The 15976-nt window shown below is 54.0% G+C and carries 13 protein-coding genes and 7 tRNA genes; 1 reads left to right on the plus strand and 19 read right to left on the minus strand.

Features of this window, described 5'->3' with window-relative positions; all coding sequences use genetic code 11:
* Window positions 1-95 precede the first annotated feature (95 nt).
* The 6 genes from GTGU_RS16660 to miaB all read right to left on the minus strand — a co-directional run bounded on the left by GTGU_RS16660 (window position 96) and on the right by miaB (window position 6982).
* Window positions 96-1001 (minus strand): amino acid ABC transporter substrate-binding protein, encoded by a 906-nt coding sequence (locus tag GTGU_RS16660; RefSeq protein WP_038159530.1) that lies wholly within the window; start codon window positions 999-1001, stop codon window positions 96-98.
* Between the two features lie 357 nt (window positions 1002-1358).
* Window positions 1359-2897, minus strand: coding sequence for an apolipoprotein N-acyltransferase (gene lnt / locus GTGU_RS16665; RefSeq protein WP_038159532.1), 1539 nt, complete (start codon window positions 2895-2897; stop codon window positions 1359-1361).
* A 22-nt stretch (window positions 2898-2919) separates the two neighbouring features.
* Complete coding sequence (corC, locus tag GTGU_RS16670; RefSeq protein ID WP_038159534.1) at window positions 2920-3798, minus strand: CNNM family magnesium/cobalt transport protein CorC; 879 nt, start codon at window positions 3796-3798, stop codon at window positions 2920-2922.
* Between the two features lie 73 nt (window positions 3799-3871).
* The gene (gene ybeY, locus GTGU_RS16675; RefSeq protein WP_038159537.1) at window positions 3872-4339 is read right to left on the minus strand and encodes an rRNA maturation RNase YbeY; all 468 of its coding nucleotides are present in this window, start codon (window positions 4337-4339) and stop codon (window positions 3872-3874) included.
* The gene (locus GTGU_RS16680) at window positions 4336-5385 is read right to left on the minus strand and encodes a PhoH family protein (RefSeq protein ID WP_038159540.1); all 1050 of its coding nucleotides are present in this window, start codon (window positions 5383-5385) and stop codon (window positions 4336-4338) included. The genes ybeY and GTGU_RS16680 overlap by 4 nt, the downstream gene beginning before the upstream one ends.
* A gap of 172 nt (window positions 5386-5557) precedes the next feature.
* Window positions 5558-6982 (minus strand): tRNA (N6-isopentenyl adenosine(37)-C2)-methylthiotransferase MiaB, encoded by a 1425-nt coding sequence (gene miaB / locus GTGU_RS16685; RefSeq protein ID WP_038159543.1) that lies wholly within the window; start codon window positions 6980-6982, stop codon window positions 5558-5560.
* A 137-nt stretch (window positions 6983-7119) separates the two neighbouring features.
* On the opposite strand from miaB, the gene ubiF reads away from it, so the two are divergent.
* Window positions 7120-8295: a 3-demethoxyubiquinol 3-hydroxylase gene (gene ubiF, locus GTGU_RS16690; protein ID WP_038159545.1), complete on the plus strand. Its 1176-nt coding sequence runs from the start codon at window positions 7120-7122 to the stop codon at window positions 8293-8295.
* Window positions 8296-8305: 10 nt separating this feature from the next.
* On the opposite strand, the gene GTGU_RS16695 is transcribed toward ubiF, so the two are convergent.
* From GTGU_RS16695 to nagB, 13 genes are all read right to left on the minus strand, one after another.
* Window positions 8306-8893 carry a hypothetical protein gene (locus GTGU_RS16695; protein WP_051857380.1) on the minus strand — a complete coding sequence of 196 codons (588 nt, stop codon included), beginning with the start codon at window positions 8891-8893 and terminating at the stop codon, window positions 8306-8308.
* A gap of 127 nt (window positions 8894-9020) precedes the next feature.
* Window positions 9021-9095, minus strand: a tRNA-Gln gene (locus GTGU_RS16700).
* 100 nt (window positions 9096-9195) lie between these two features.
* Window positions 9196-9270: transfer RNA gene (locus tag GTGU_RS16705), tRNA-Gln, on the minus strand.
* Between the two features lie 41 nt (window positions 9271-9311).
* Window positions 9312-9388: transfer RNA gene (locus tag GTGU_RS16710), tRNA-Met, on the minus strand.
* Between the two features lie 20 nt (window positions 9389-9408).
* Window positions 9409-9483, minus strand: a tRNA-Gln gene (locus GTGU_RS16715).
* Between the two features lie 31 nt (window positions 9484-9514).
* A tRNA-Gln gene (locus GTGU_RS16720) sits at window positions 9515-9589 on the minus strand.
* A gap of 23 nt (window positions 9590-9612) precedes the next feature.
* Window positions 9613-9697, minus strand: a tRNA-Leu gene (locus GTGU_RS16725).
* Window positions 9698-9704: 7 nt separating this feature from the next.
* Window positions 9705-9781, minus strand: a tRNA-Met gene (locus GTGU_RS16730).
* Between the two features lie 219 nt (window positions 9782-10000).
* Complete coding sequence (gene asnB / locus GTGU_RS16735; RefSeq protein WP_038159547.1) at window positions 10001-11665, minus strand: asparagine synthase B; 1665 nt, start codon at window positions 11663-11665, stop codon at window positions 10001-10003.
* Window positions 11666-11914: 249 nt separating this feature from the next.
* Window positions 11915-12667 (minus strand): ribonucleotide monophosphatase NagD, encoded by a 753-nt coding sequence (gene nagD, locus GTGU_RS16740; protein ID WP_038159550.1) that lies wholly within the window; start codon window positions 12665-12667, stop codon window positions 11915-11917.
* Window positions 12668-12715: 48 nt separating this feature from the next.
* On the minus strand, window positions 12716-13936 hold the full coding sequence (gene nagC, locus GTGU_RS16745) for a DNA-binding transcriptional regulator NagC (protein ID WP_038159553.1): 1221 nt from the start codon (window positions 13934-13936) through the stop codon (window positions 12716-12718).
* 8 nt (window positions 13937-13944) lie between these two features.
* Window positions 13945-15093, minus strand: a complete 1149-nt coding sequence (gene nagA, locus GTGU_RS16750) for an N-acetylglucosamine-6-phosphate deacetylase (RefSeq protein WP_038159556.1) — start codon at window positions 15091-15093, stop codon at window positions 13945-13947.
* A 57-nt stretch (window positions 15094-15150) separates the two neighbouring features.
* The gene (gene nagB, locus GTGU_RS16755) at window positions 15151-15951 is read right to left on the minus strand and encodes a glucosamine-6-phosphate deaminase (protein WP_038159559.1); all 801 of its coding nucleotides are present in this window, start codon (window positions 15949-15951) and stop codon (window positions 15151-15153) included.
* Window positions 15952-15976: the final 25 nt, after the last annotated feature.

Consider the following 15976-nt stretch of genomic DNA (forward strand, 5'->3'; position numbering starts at 1 on the left):
TTTTCGCGTTGAGTGGGGAACGACCACTCAACGTATAGTCTGTCCATGCTTCCCGACAATCGAGAGGGCAGGAGATCCCGCCCCTGTAGTTCTAATTAGTTAAGAGCCTTGTCATTTGGTGATTTGAACAGCGCTTTCATGTCGTCCGACAATTCAAAGTTCATGTTCAGGTTTTTCGGTGGGATGGGGTTTTTGAACCATTTATCAAACCACTTTGCGGCTTCACCCGACGTCTGGGCCTGAGCGATGGTGTCATCCATCAGTTTTTTGAAGGCAGGGTCGTCTTTGCGCAACATGCAGCCGTAAGCTTCTTTCGATTGCGGTGTGCCGACGATTTCCCAGTTGTCCGGTTTCTTCGCTTTTGCTCGCTCACCGGCCAGCAGCGCGTCATCCATCATAAATGCCACCGCGCGACCACTTTCCAGCGTACGGAAAGAGTCACCGTGATCTTTCGCGCTGATGATGCGCATGTTCATTTTTTTCTCGTCGTTCAGCTTGTGGAGCAGAATTTCAGAGGTGGTACCGGAGGTGACAACCACCGTTTTGCCTTTCAGATCCGAGAAATCTTTAATCGGACCGCCTTTCTTGACCAGCAAACGGGTGCCGACAACAAAGAAGGTATTAGAGAATGCGGCCTGTTTCTGACGCTCAAGGTTGTTGGTTGTGGAACCGCACTCGAAGTCGAAGGTACCGTTCTGTAACAGTGGAATACGGTTCTGCGAGGTGATAGGGATGAGTTTCACCTGCAGGTCAGGTTTATTAAGCTGTTTTTTAACCGCTTCAATGATGGCGTTGGAGTAATCCTGCGCGTAACCCACCACTTTTTGTTGGTTGTCGTAGTAAGAGAATGGAACGGAAGATTCACGGTGCCCGACGACAATCACGCCATTTTTAGCGATTTTGTCCAGGGTGCTGCCCGCAGCAGGTGCGTCTTCGGCGTGGGCCAGACCGGCCGTCAGCCCCAGTGCCAGCATTGCTGTGGTCAGTTTACGTAATTGCATATCCAACTCCTTTATCGTCAGCGCCAGAGACGCCTGGTGATACTCATTGTGATGTTGTTATGGTCTGCCGCTTAAATGTGCAGTGTTATGCCTGTTTGTTAGCATTTAGTTTGGCTTATTGTAAAGATAATGATGTTTTTTTGTTTATTTTTGCGAGGTGTACCGCACCAGTCTGAAGCAAAAATCGCCGATTGCACCAGACTGGTGCTACCCGTGAACCGCGATGGTGCAACCGGGTTGCACAATAAGCCTAAAAGCGGTTTCCCTGATTTAACAAAGCAATAGACGTGCCAGAAGTGTCGAACGAAGGGGGAGAGGCCTCATCTCCCGTAAAGGGAAATGAGGCAGGGGGGTAAATTACTGACGACGCTGGCGCAGGCTCAGCAGCAACGCGCCAAAGCCGAACAGCGCGGTCAGGATCCATAGCGGCCAGTTGCCGGTACGGGCATAAGGCGTCATACCGCGCGTCGGCGTGACAGTGGTCGTCAGTACATCGCGGGTAAACTGCGGAATGATGGCCTGCACGTCGCCGCGCGGGTCAATCACAGCGGTAACGCCATTGTTAGTGCTGCGCAACAGCGGACGCGCCAGTTCCAGCGCCCGCATACGCGCCATCTGGAAATGCTGCCACGGGCCAATGGATTTCCCGAACCAGGCATCGTTGGAGAGCGTCAGCAAAAAATCGGTGTCCGGGCGGAAGTTATCGCGCACCTGCTCGCCAAGAATGATTTCATAGCAGATGGCCGCCGTCAGCTTCATGTTATGCGCGCTGATCTGAGGCTGAACATACGCGCCGCGGCTAAACGAGGACATCGGCAGATCAAAGAACGGCGCCAGTGGGCGGAGAATCGTTTCCAGTGGTACGAACTCACCAAACGGCACCAGATGGTTTTTGTTGTAACGATCGGTCGAGTTGTAGCTGTACGGATTATCTTTGCCCAGCGTGATGATGCTGTTGTAGGTGTCGTAGCGGTTTTCCTGATTCAGACGCGAATCGACGATCCCGGTTATCAGTGAGCTGTTTTTAGCACGCAGCATATCGTCCATCATGCTCAGCAAACGTTGCTGGTTGATTTCGAGGTCAGGGATCGCTGATTCCGGCCAGATAATCAATTGTGACTGGCCCATCACCTTCTGCGTGGCATCGAGGTAAATTTTCAGCGTGTTGATTAGCTGGTCTTCGTCCCACTTCAGCGCTTGTGGAATATTGCCCTGCACCAGCGACACCCGGGTGGCACGCTCAGGCAGCAACTGATACCACTGGATATAGCGCAGCGGGAAGGGGAGCGCAAACAGGACCAGCGCCACCACCAGCGGACGCCAGTTGCGGCGAACAACGGCGAGCGCCAGCAGGCCGCTGACCATCATCAGCAGGAAGTTAATCGCTTCCACACCCATCACCGGCGCCAGCCCTTTCAGCGGGCCGTCAATCTGGCTGTAGCCAAACTGCAGCCACGGGAAACCAGTCAGCACCCAGCCGCGCAGGAATTCCGTAATCTGCCAGACAACCGGTGCGGCAATCGCTACCCGCAGCCAGCTGGTTTGCGGCCACAAGCGGGAGAGGATGCCCGCGAACAGCCCTGTGTAGAGCGATAAATACGCGGCAAGCAATACCACGAGGAAAACGTTAACCGGGCCGGGCATCCCGCCAAACTGGGCGATACTGACGTAAACCCAGTGCACGCCGCTGCCAAACAGCCCCATGCCCCAGGCATAGCCAATCCATGCGCTTTGCAGCGGACGGCGGTTGAGAGTGAGCGCCTGCAGACCGAACAGCGAAACCAGCGCTGCGGGCCAGAAGTCATAAGGAGAAAAAGCCAGCGTTCCGCTGGCTCCGAAGAGTAGCGCCAGCAGCAAGCGCACGCGCTGGCGTTCAAGAAGAGAGGCAAATGCCATGGAAATTTGTCGTCCCGTTAATTTAGTCTTCCAGGTTCGGTTGTGGTGCGTCGTCCGGAAGTTTGACATGAACCTGAATGATACGTCGGCTGTCGGCCATCGCGACCTTAAACTGGTAACCATCAATGTCAATGGTTTCCCCGCGCGCCGGAAGATGACCAAAGGCCTGCATCACCAGCCCGCCGATAGTATCCACTTCTTCATCGCTGAAATGGGTATCAAAGGCGTCATTGAAATCTTCAATAGAAGCCAGCGCCCGTACCGTCCAGGTGTGCCGGCTTAACTGACGAAAATCGATATCTTCTTCTTCGTCGTATTCATCTTCGATTTCACCGACAATCAGTTCAAGGATGTCTTCAATGGTCACCAGACCAGAGACACCGCCAAACTCATCAATGACGATCGCCATGTGATAACGCTGCGAGCGGAACTCTTTGAGCATGCGGTCAACCCGCTTGCTTTCAGGTACGACAACCGCCTGACGTAACACTTTGTCCATGCTGAAGGCTTCGGCATCACTGCGCATAAACGGCAGCAGATCCTTCGCCATCAGAATCCCTTCAATGTGATCTTTGTCTTCGCTGATGACCGGGAAGCGCGAGTGGGCGGATTCGATGATCACATCGAGGCATTCGTCCAGCGTCTGGTTGCGTTTCAGGGTAATCATTTGCGAGCGGGGGATCATGATATCGCGGACGCGCTGGTCGGCGATGTCCATTACCCCTTCGAGCATATCGCGCGTATCTTCGTCGATAAGGTCGTTCTGCCCGGAATCACGGATCAGCGCCAGCAACTCATCACGATTTTTGGGTTCACCGTGGAAAAGCTGGCTCAGTAACAGGGAGAAAAATCCCTTCTTGCTGTTAATGGTGTCACTACTGTGTGAATTGTCGTCGCTCATGGCGTCGTGTGGGGTCTCATGTTAATGAAAAATTCGCCGTCTCGCGTAAACTCAGCGCAGACGGCATGACGGACTATTCTTTCTCGGCAATGTACGGATCATCATAGTTCAGAGCAAGCATTATCTCTGTTTCCAGACTTTCCATCTCTTCCGCTTCGTCGTCTTCAATGTGGTCGTAGCCGAGCAGATGCAGACTGCCATGAACGACCATATGCGCCCAATGCGCTTCCAGCGGTTTTCCCTGCTCTACGGCCTCACGCTCAACCACCTGACGGCAGATGATGAGATCGCCGAGCAACGGCATTTCGATGCCCGGCGGTGCTTCAAACGGAAAAGAGAGTACGTTAGTGGATTTATCTTTGCCGCGATAGGTCAGGTTTAAATCGTGGCTTTCGGCTTCATCAACCAGACGAATCGTTACTTCTGATTCTTCCTGAAATTGCGGAATAACCGCATCCAGCCAGGTCTGAAAACGTGCTTCGTCCGGCAAACCGGTGGTGTCTTCACAGGCCAACTGTAAATCGAGAATCACCTGACTCATTTCTGCTCCTGCGCCAGCTGGGCTTCGCGTTTACGCTCGGCAGCCAGCTCGGCTTTACGTTTTTGTTCCGCTTCTTCCCAGGCTTCATAGGCATTGACGATACGGGCGACAACCGGGTGGCGGACCACGTCTTCACTGTGGAAGAAGTTAAAGCTGATCTCATCCACTTCCGCCAGTACTTCAATCGCGTGACGCAGGCCGGATTTGGTATTGCGCGGCAGGTCAATCTGCGTTACGTCACCGGTGATCACGGCTTTCGAGTTAAAGCCGATACGGGTCAGGAACATTTTCATCTGTTCGATGGTGGTGTTCTGACTCTCATCAAGAATGATGAACGCGTCATTCAACGTACGACCGCGCATGTAAGCCAACGGCGCGACTTCAATCACGTTACGCTCAATCAGCTTTTCGACTTTTTCAAAGCCCAGCATTTCAAACAGGGCGTCATACAGTGGGCGCAGATAAGGGTCAACCTTCTGGCTCAGGTCACCTGGCAGGAAGCCCAGTTTTTCACCAGCTTCCACCGCCGGGCGGGTCAGCAGAATACGGCGGATCTCCTGACGTTCGAGCGCATCCACCGCCGCTGCGACCGCCAGATACGTTTTACCGGTACCTGCCGGGCCGACGCCAAAGGTGATGTCATGATCAAGAATATTGGCAATATACTGCGCCTGATTCGGCGTACGCGGTTTAATGACGCCGCGTTTGGTCTTGATATTAATGGCCTTGCCGTAATCCGGTACGCTTTCCGCGCTCTGCTCCAGCACGCGCGCTTCTTTGATTGCGAGGTGGATTTGCTCGGGTTCAATGTCCTGAACCTGTCCACGCATCGGGGCGGTATCGACGTACAGGGTTCGCAGGATATCGGCGGCGGCGTTGACGCAGATGGCGCGCCCGGTGAGTTTGAAGTGATTATCGCGGCGGCTGATCTCTATACCAAGACGTCGCTCCAGGTGTTTGATGTTGTCATCAAACGGGCCGCACAGGCCCAGCAGGCGTTCGTTGTCTGCTGGCTCCAGGGTAATTTCTCGGGTTTCTATGTTCAAACTGTTCCTCTTTTACAGTATCGCCGGATGCGTTTCGCTTCTCCGGCCTGGGGCGGCGAGCCTCTTTAAGGGAATTATTCACGGTGCTTGAGAAAGGCGCAAGCGACACACTGTAGATGTGGTCGGGGAGGGGAAAATGCAAGGGCCTGCCCGAGCGGGCAGGCCATCGGGATCAGGGCTGATAGATCCCCACGCCGAGGTCGTTCTCTTTGCGGGTACGGGCGATGACGGACTCCGGGGATTCCACTACGCGCAGGCCCATTTCGTCCTCAGTGCGCACCAGCTTGCCGCGCAACGAGTTCGGGTAGACATCGACGATTTCCACATCCACAAATTTGCCGATCATGTCCGGGGTGCCCTCAAAGTTCACCACGCGGTTATTTTCGGTACGACCAGAGAGCTCCATGATGCTCTTACGCGATGTGCCTTCCACCAGAATACGCTGCGTAGTGCCAAGCATACGACGGCTCCAGGCCATCGCCTGCTGGTTGATGCGCTCCTGCAGAATGTACAGACGCTGCTTTTTCTCCTCTTCCGGGACGTCGTCCACCATGTCGGCGGCAGGCGTGCCAGGACGCGCAGAGAAAATAAAGCTGTAGCTCATATCGAAATTCACATCAGCGATGAGCTTCATGGTTTTCTCGAAGTCTTCGGTGCTCTCACCCGGGAAGCCAACGATAAAATCAGAACTAATCTGGATATCCGGGCGCGCTTCGCGCAGCTTACGGATGATCGCTTTATACTCCAGCGCCGTGTGGGTGCGGCTCATCAGATTGAGGATGCGATCCGACCCGCTCTGCACAGGAAGATGCAGGAAGCTCACCAGTTCCGGCGTGTCGCGATACACATCGATAATATCATCGGTAAACTCAATCGGGTGGCTGGTGGTAAAACGAATGCGGTCGATACCGTCGATTGCTGCCACCAGACGCAGCAGCTCCGCGAAAGTGCCGGTGGTGCCGTCGTAGTTTTCACCGCGCCAGGCGTTAACGTTTTGACCGAGCAGATTCACTTCACGCACGCCCTGCGCTGCCAGTTGGGCGATTTCAAACAGGATATCGTCACACGGACGGCTCACCTCTTCACCACGGGTGTACGGCACCACGCAGTATGTACAGTATTTATTGCAGCCTTCCATAATGGAGACAAACGCGGTCGGGCCATCAGCTCGCGGTTCCGGCAGACGGTCAAACTTCTCGATTTCCGGGAAGCTGATATCCACCACCGGGCTGCGGGTACCACGCACGGAATTGATCATTTCCGGCAGGCGATGCAGCGTTTGTGGGCCAAAAATAATATCAACGTAGTGCGCGCGCTGGCGAATGTGATCGCCTTCTTGCGAGGCCACGCAGCCACCGACGCCGATAATCAAATCGGGGTTCTTTTCCTTAAGCAGCTTCCAGCGACCTAATTGATGGAAGACTTTTTCCTGTGCCTTCTCGCGGATTGAGCAGGTATTAAGCAGCAGCACATCCGCTTCTTCCGCCACGTCGGTCAGTTGATACCCGTGAGTGGCATCCAGCAGATCGGCCATCTTGGATGAATCGTATTCGTTCATCTGACAGCCCCAGGTTTTAATATGGAGTTTTTTCGTCATCGACTTGCTCATGCTCAGTGTAAAGCCAGGATTGCAGGGCGCGTATTGTAATGCTTTGCCGTCGTTGTGACCAGCCTGGCCTCAAGGCGTAAAAAATCCGGTAAACTTAGGGTATTCAGGTTTAAGGATAAGTGACCATGAACAATCTAACCACTGATGTTGCCATTGTCGGCGGCGGAATGGTCGGCAGCGCACTGGCATTGGGCCTGGCGCAGCAGGGCTTTACGGTAACAGTGATTGAACAGGCGGAACCGCCGGTGTTCGATGCGCAATCACAGCCGGACGTACGTATTTCGGCGATCAGCGCCGCGTCTGTCTCACTGCTGCGCGGGCTTGGCGTCTGGGATACCGTACGGGAGATGCGCTGTCATCCCTGGCGTCGGCTGGAAACCTGGGAGTGGGAAAACGCCCATGTGGTTTTTGATGCCGCAGAGCTGAAACTCCCTCAGCTAGGGTTTATGGTTGAAAACCCGGTGTTGCAGCGCGCGCTCTGGCAGGCGCTGGAGGCCCATCCGCAGGTGACGTTGCAGGTTGCCAACGGGCTTGTCTCGATGTTGCGTCAGGAAGAAGGTTACAGGCTGCTGTTTGCCGATGACAGTGAGTTGACTGCAAAATTAGTGGTGGGCGCTGACGGCGCGAATTCGCAGGTACGGCAGATGGCGGGCATTGGCACCCATTCCTGGCAGTATCAGCAGTCATGCATGTTAATTAGTGTTGAATGCGAAGACGATCCGGGCGACAGCACCTGGCAGCAATTTACCCCTGACGGGCCGCGCGCCTTCCTGCCGCTGTTCGACCACTGGGCGTCACTGGTGTGGTATGACCATCCCGCCCGTATTCGCCAGCTACAAACGCTGACGATGGAGCAGTTGCAGCAGGAGATTGCTCGAGTCTTTCCGTCGCGGCTGGGCAAAGTGAAACCGGTGGCCGCAGGCGCATTCCCGCTGACCCGTCGCCATGCATTGCAGTATGTCCAGCCATCGCTGGCGCTGGTCGGCGACGCGGCGCACACCATTCATCCGCTGGCCGGGCAGGGCGTTAACCTCGGCTATCGCGACGTAGATGCGTTGCTGGATGTTTTAGCCAGTGCGCGTAGTCACGGCGAAGCATGGCACAGCTATCATGTTCTGAAACGCTACCAGACGCGCCGTATGGCGGATAACTACATTATGCAGTCGGGGATGGATCTGTTTTATGCCGGATTCAGCAATGACCTGGCGCCTGTACGGGTACTGCGCAATATCGGCCTGATAGCGGCTGAACGGGCGGGTATTCTGAAACGGCAGGCACTGAAATATGCGTTAGGGTTGTAGCTAACGGTATTTATTTTAGTGACAACAACGACTGTAATGCCGGGATGGTCTTTCCATCATGCTCAAACCCGGCCTGATACCAGGTTTGCCCGGTGGTCAGTTGTATCATGGTAAAGTGCAGCTGGTTCAGTTGCCGCAAATGTTTGATCGTATTTGTGGCGACAATGAGAAGTGGTATGAGACAGACCATACCGGCTATCGCTGACACAGGATCCATCGGTGAGGCCAGAAATTGTACGCCCAGCAGATAAAGGCAACCGACCTGGAGCGCGAGTTTAATCAGGAACGAGATGAGGAAGAAACGATGCGTTTTTTCCTCTGAGGCAAAGCCCGGATTGGTCAGCACTGCCCTGTCTTCGCGCACCGGTATTCCGTTAACATAGACGACCCATTCCGAATTCTCATGTGGCGACCAGACTTTTTCCCCTTCCTTCTGGGTGTGGAGATACATGGATATCGCTACTGGCCACACTAAACCGGCTAATAACAAATACCCAAACGCAGCGGAAAAGCCAAAAAAAGCAAGCAGGCCAGCCAGAACGACCGCGAGTAGGGCCACAGGCTGATAAAACCAAAGCGCCGAGGTCTGATAGTTCATCAATAAATACCTGTAATCATAAGATATTACCGAAAACAATATCACTGGCGTTGAGTTTGTACAAAGATGAAATGTCGTCCGAAATAAAACAAAAAAGCCCGCCGAAGCGAGCTTTTTTGCATTGAAGTGGCTGGGGTACGAGGATTCGAACCTCGGAATGCCGGAATCAGAATCCGGTGCCTTACCGCTTGGCGATACCCCAATTGTTTGTGGTTTATCTCTGTCTGTGTGCCGGAACCAGACCGGAGCCTTACAGCCTGGAGATACCCCAACAGGATGCGTTCTAAAACGCCTTTCAAATTTGGCTGGGGTACGAGGATTCGAACCTCGGAATGCCGGAATCAGAATCCGGTGCCTTACCGCTTGGCGATACCCCAATTATCTTTGTTATCCCCACTCAGGGAGATACGTAATAATTTGGTGGCTACGACGGGATTCGAACCTGTGACCCCATCATTATGAGTGATGTGCTCTAACCAACTGAGCTACGTAGCCGATACTTTCTTTTCATCGACTGGCTGGGGTACCTGGATTCGAACCAGGGAATGCCGGTATCAAAAACCGGTGCCTTACCGCTTGGCGATACCCCAACAACAGGTACGTCAGTGAGTCGATGAAATATGGCTGGGGTACCTGGATTCGAACCAGGGAATGCCGGTATCAAAAACCGGTGCCTTACCGCTTGGCGATACCCCATCCGTACAACGCTTACCTGGGAATGGTGCGGGAGGCGAGACTTGAACTCGCACACCTTGCGGCGCCAGAACCTAAATCTGGTGCGTCTACCAATTTCGCCACTCCCGCAAAAAGATGGTGGCTACGACGGGATTCGAACCTGTGACCCCATCATTATGAGTGATGTGCTCTAACCAACTGAGCTACGTAGCCATCTTTTTTCGCGTTACCTTATCGGCGTTGCGGGGCGCATTATGCGTATTGAGCCTTGTAGCGTCAACCTCTTTTTGACGTAAAATTGCCGGAATGTGACTGTTTGGTTAGGTTGCGAACAGCGTGGTGCATTATTCGGCAATTATTGGTTATTTCTCAAATTTGCTGAGGAAAAACAACAAAGGGCCCCGCAGGGCCCAGTGCAAATTTTCATCACTTTTACTGGTAAGCAGACTGGTGCACGCCGACCGCACGACCTGAAGGATCGTTCATGGTTTTGAAGGCTTCATCCCACTCGATCGCTTTGGCGGAAGAGCAGGCGACGGACGGGCCGCCTGGCACACATTCTGCGGCGCTAGGCACCGGGAACAGCTCTTCGAAAATCTCACGATACAGATACGCCTCTTTGGATGTTGGCGTGTTGTATGGGAAACGGAAGCTTGCGGTTTCCAGTTGTTGATCAGAAATCTGTTTTGCCGCGACCTCTTTCAGTGTGTCGATCCAGCTGTAACCGACGCCGTCGGAGAACTGCTCTTTCTGACGCCATGCGACGCTTGCCGGCAGATACGCCTCAAAACACTCACGCAGGACGTGTTTCTCCATTTTGCCGTTGCCGCACATTTTGTCCTGCGGGTTGATGCGCATCGCCACATCAAGGAATTTCTTGTCGAGGAACGGTACGCGGGCTTCAACACCCCAGGCAGACATCGCTTTGTTGGCGCGGGCGCAGTCAAACATATGCAGTGCCTGCAGTTTACGCACAGTCTCTTCATGCAGTTCTTTCGCGTCCGGCGCTTTATGGAAATAAAGATAGCCGCCGAATACTTCATCAGAACCTTCGCCGGAGAGCACCATTTTGATGCCCATCGCTTTGATTTTGCGCGACATCAGGTACATCGGCGTTGAGGCACGGATTGTGGTCACATCGTAGGTTTCAATGTGATAAATCACGTCGCGGATCGCGTCGAGCCCTTCCTGCACCGTGAAGTGGATTTCATGGTGAACAGTGCCGAGATGGTTCGCGACTTCCTGCGCGGCTTTCAGATCCGGCGAACCCACCAGACCGACGGCGAAGGAGTGCAGTTGCGGCCACCAGGCTTCAGAGCGCTCCTGATCTTCTACGCGGCGTGCCGCATATTTTTTGGTGATCGCGGAGATAATTGACGAATCCAGCCCGCCGGAGAGCAGTACGCCGTACGGCACGTCAGACATCAAATGGCTTTTAACCGAATCTTCCAGCGCCTGGCGCAACTCTGCTTTGTCCGTCACGTTGTCTTTGACGGCGTCGTAGTCAAACCAGTCGCGCCGATAATAAGAACGGATCTCGCCGTCCTTGCTCCACAGGTAGCTTCCTGGAGGGAATTCTTTGATGGTGCGGCATACCGGCACCAGCGCTTTCATTTCAGAGGCGACATAAAAGTTGCCATGCTCGTCGTAGCCCATGTACAGCGGAATAATGCCGATATGGTCGCGGCCAATCAGATACGCGTCTTTTTCGCTGTCATACAGTGCGAAGGCAAACATACCCTGCAGTTCGTCGAGAAATTCCGGCCCTTTTTCCTGATACAGGGCGAGGATCACTTCGCAGTCAGAACCCGTCTGGAATGCGTAGCGATCACCATATTCTGCGCGCAGCGCCTGGTGGTTGTAGATCTCACCGTTAACCGCCAGCGCGTGCGTTTTCTTTTCGTTATACAGCGGCTGGGCACCAGCGTTGACGTCGACAATAGACAGACGTTCGTGGGCGAGAATCGCTTTATCGCAGGCATAAATACCGGACCAGTCCGGGCCGCGATGGCGCATCAGGCGGGAAAGCTCCAGTGCTTTTTTGCGCAGCTCTCCCGCGTCAGTTTTAATATCCAGTACACCAAAAATAGAACACATAAACGTCTCCGTTACCCTGTTGCGTAATGCTGTTGTGTCATTTGCTCTGAGAGAGACAATGCCGCAAAGCGCGAGGCTGGCGCAAGGGGTTTACGGGCTTATCAGAAAATAATGCAATGAGAGTTGTTGAATGATGAAAAAGACGCGATGTTGCTGTGCATCTGTTGATGAATTATCAATAAAACGCATTTTTTATTAGATGAATGATAATTGCAGGCCGGATGCGTTATGCATCATCCGGCGCCGTGATTAAAAAACGTCAATTTCCGCAACGGACGGGTAAATCCAGGAAGGGCGGAACGGCATGCTGTCGATGTCATCGACCGTTGAAACGCCGGAGAGTACCAGCACCGTCTCCAGACCGGCCTGGAAGCCCGCCAGGATATCGGTGCGCAGATTGTCGCCGACGATGACCGTTTGCTCTGAATGCGCCTGCATTTTATTGAGCGCGGCACGAATAATCCACGGGCTGGGTTTACCGACGTAAAACGGTTTGCGACCGGAGATTTTTTCGATACCCGCGCAAAGTGCGCCGCAGGCCGGATAATAACCACGGCCATGGGTGTCCGGGTTAGTGGCGATGAAGCGTGCGCCGTTGGCGACGAAGAACGCCGCTTTATGCATCATATCCCAGTTATAAGAGCGCGTTTCACCGACGATCACGAAATCCGGGTTGACGTCCGTGATAGTGAATCCGGCTTTATACAATTCATGAATTAACGCGCCTTCGCCAACGACATACGCTTTTTTGCCTTCCTGACGACGCAGGAAATCTGCGGTCGCCATGGCCGAGGTGTAAAAGACGCTGTCCGGGACATTGACACCGGCAGTGGCGAAACGGTTTGCCAGATCCTGCCCGGTCTGGGAAGGGTAGTTGGTCAGCAGGACCAGCGGCAGCCCTTTCTCCAGGATGCGGGTGACGAACTCCGCAGCACCGGGAACGGCGACGTTATCGTGCATCAGCACGCCGTCGATATCACAAATTACATTCTTAATGGTCATGGATACCCAGGCTCAACAGCTTAAAGAGAGGCGTACTATAAAACCGCTTTAGCTTTCCAGCAAACGCTGTAGTAGGATGCCGTTAAGCATAGCGCGTTTTACCAGCGCAAACGCGCCAATGGCGGAGCGGTGATCCAGCGTGGAACGCACGACTGGCAGATTCTTGCGAAACGCCTTCAGCACCTGCGTATTAATGCAGCCTTCAATGGCGGGCAGCAGCACGCGCTCGGCTTCGATGATTTCCCCGGCAATCACCACTTTCTGTGGATTAAACAGGTTAATGGCGATAGCGATGGTTTTGCCGAGCTGGCGGCCAACATGTTCGATAACTTCGCTGGCCAGAGGGTCGCCTTTATTGGCGGCTTTGCAGATGGCGCTGATCGAACAGTCATCCAGCGTCACACGGCTCTGATAGCCCTGTTCCAGAAGATGGCGAACGCGTTGTTCGATGGCAGCGTTGGCGGCAACGGTTTCCAGACAGCCGAAATTGCCGCAGTGGCAGCGTTCGCCCAGCGGGTCGACCTGAATGTGACCGATTTCGCCGACGTTGCCGTTACGTCCGATAAAAATACGCCCGTTGGAGATGATCCCGGCGCCGGTGCCACGGTGAACACGCACCAGAATGGAGTCTTCGCAGTCCTGACTTGCACCGAAATAGTGCTCCGCCAGCGCTAAACTGCGAATGTCATGACCAATAAAGCAGGTGACGTTAAAGCGTTTTTCCATCGCATCGACCAGCGCCCAGTTTTCCACCGGGATATGCGGCATATAGCGGATCACGCCGCTGTCGGGGTCAACCAGCCCGGGCAGGATCACCGAGATGGCAATCAGCTCGCGAATTTTTCGCTGACAGGCGGTGATGAACAGTGAAATGGTGTTCAGCAACGCGTGTTCGAGCGTTTCTTGCGTGCGTTCTGGTAAAGGGTAATGCTCTTCCGCCAGCACTTTACTGCTCAGATCGTAGAGCGTCAGCGTGGTGTCATGACGACCGAGGCGAATGCCGATGGCGTGGAAATTGCGGGTTTCAGTGACGATGGAAATCGCGCGGCGGCCCCCGGTGGAGGCTTGCTGATCGACTTCTTTAATCAGGCCGCGTTCAATTAACTGACGGGTAATTTTTGTCACGCTGGCAGGAGCAAGCTGGCTTTGTTCTGCGATCTGAATGCGCGAGATGGGGCCGTGCTGATCAATCAGACGGTATACCGCTGCGCTGTTCAGTTGTTTTACGAGATCAACGTTGCCAATTTGAGCTTGTCCGCCAGGTGTCATACATTTACTTACTCAGTGACGACCTCGTTACCATTAACGATGGTCTTGGTTACCTTATAGTCGCGAGTGAATGCGGTCAGGTTGGCGATCATTCCAGGCGCAATGCTGCCCAGTTGCTTATCGACACCTATCGCACGCGCCGGGTAGAGCGTCGCCATGCGCAGGACTTCGTCCAGTGCGATGCCGCAATGCTCAACCAGATTGCGAACCCCTTCAATCATGGTCAGAGAGGAGCCGCTCAGCGTGCCATTCTCATCTACACACAATCCATTCCGGTAGTATATTGTTTTCCCGGCAAAAATGAACTGGTCAATATTTGCGCCTGCCGGTGCGGTCGCATCTGTTACCAGGCACAGCTTGTCGCCTTTCAGGCGTTTTGCGTTACGGACGTTGGCGAAATCAACATGCAGACCGTCGGCGATAATGCCGCAATAAACGTCCGGCTCATCAAAGATCGCGCCCGCCAGGCCCGGTTCACGGCCGGTGATATACGGCATGGCGTTATAAAGGTGCGTCGCGAAAGTAATGCCGGCGCGGAAGCCGATTTTCGCTTCTTTCAGCGTGGCGTTAGAGTGCCCGGCGGAGACTACAATCCCGGCGTTTACCAGCTTGCGGATCACCTCAGGCTCCACCATTTCCGGCGCGAGGGTGACTTTGGTGATGACGTCAGCGTTGGCGCAGAGGAAATTCACCAGTTCAGCGTCCGGCTTGCGCACGTAATCCGGGTTATGGGTGCCTTTCTTGACGATATTCAGCCACGGACCTTCCAGATGCAGACCCAGCGCCTGGTTCGGGTATTTCGCCAGATACTCCCGCATCACGCGAATGCCCTGTATCATCAGCTCGTCGCTGGAGGTGATCAGGGTCGGTAGATAGCTGGTGCAGCCCGATTTTTCATTGGCCTTCTGCATGATTTCCAGTGTCTTCACGCTGACCGCGTCCATGGTGTCGTTAAACTGCACACCGCCGCAGCCGTTCAGCTGAACATCAATAAAACCCGGGGCGAGTATGGCGCCATTGACTGAGCGCTGCTCAATGTCAGTCGGTAAATCCGCCAGCGGGCAGAGACGTTCGATCAGGCCATTGGCGACAACAATCGCATGGTCATCCAGAATTTCGTGGCCGGTATAAATCCGACCATGGGTTAATGCATACATTACAACCCCCGGTTACAAAAATGCGACCGTCTCCCCAGAAAGAGAGACGGTATTGACTCAAAGACCTTTAACGTTTTCTGCTTCTAACTCATTGAAGTATTTTAACGTTTTCACTTTCAGCTCCATGGTGGACGGCTCGTCGCAAACCATGACCGCTTTCGGGTGCAATTGCAGGCAACTGATGGTCCACATATGGTTGACATTACCTTCCACGGCCGCCTGCAGTGCCTGGGCTTTCTGAGAACCCAGCACCAGGATCATCACTTCTTCCGCATCCAGCAGGGTGCCCACGCCAACGGTCAGCGCATATTTCGGCACCAGGTTGACGTCGCCGTCAAAGAAGCGGGAGTTTGCCACGCGGGTGTCATGGGTCAGGGTTTTAATGCGGGTGCGGGACGCCAGTGAAGAGGCTGGTTCGTTGAACGCGATATGACCATCGTTACCTACGCCGCCCATAAACAGGTGGATTTTACCGTAAGAACGGATCTTTTCTTCGTACTGACGGCATTCCGCATCGATGTCCGGCGCGTTACCATTCAGAAGGTTGATGTTTTCTGCCGGGATATCAACATGATCGAAAAAGTTACGGTGCATGAAGCTGTGGTAGCTTTCCGGGTGTTCCTTCGGCAGACCAACGTATTCGTCCATGTTGAAGGTGACAACGTGCTTAAAGCTAACCTGGCCTGCTTTATGCATCTCAACCAGCGCTTTGTACGCGGTGAGCGGCGTACCGCCGGTCGGGAGGCCGAGTACAAACGGACGATCCGCAGTAGGTTTGAACGCATTGATACGATTGACGATATGACGTGCGGCCCATTTACCTACTTGCTCAGCGGTCGCCAGGGGGATCAGTCTCATTGTTCACCTCAATAATGTTAATTTA

This window comes from Trabulsiella guamensis ATCC 49490, assembly GCF_000734965.1.
GTDB classification, from domain to species: Bacteria; Pseudomonadota; Gammaproteobacteria; order Enterobacterales; family Enterobacteriaceae; genus Trabulsiella; species Trabulsiella guamensis.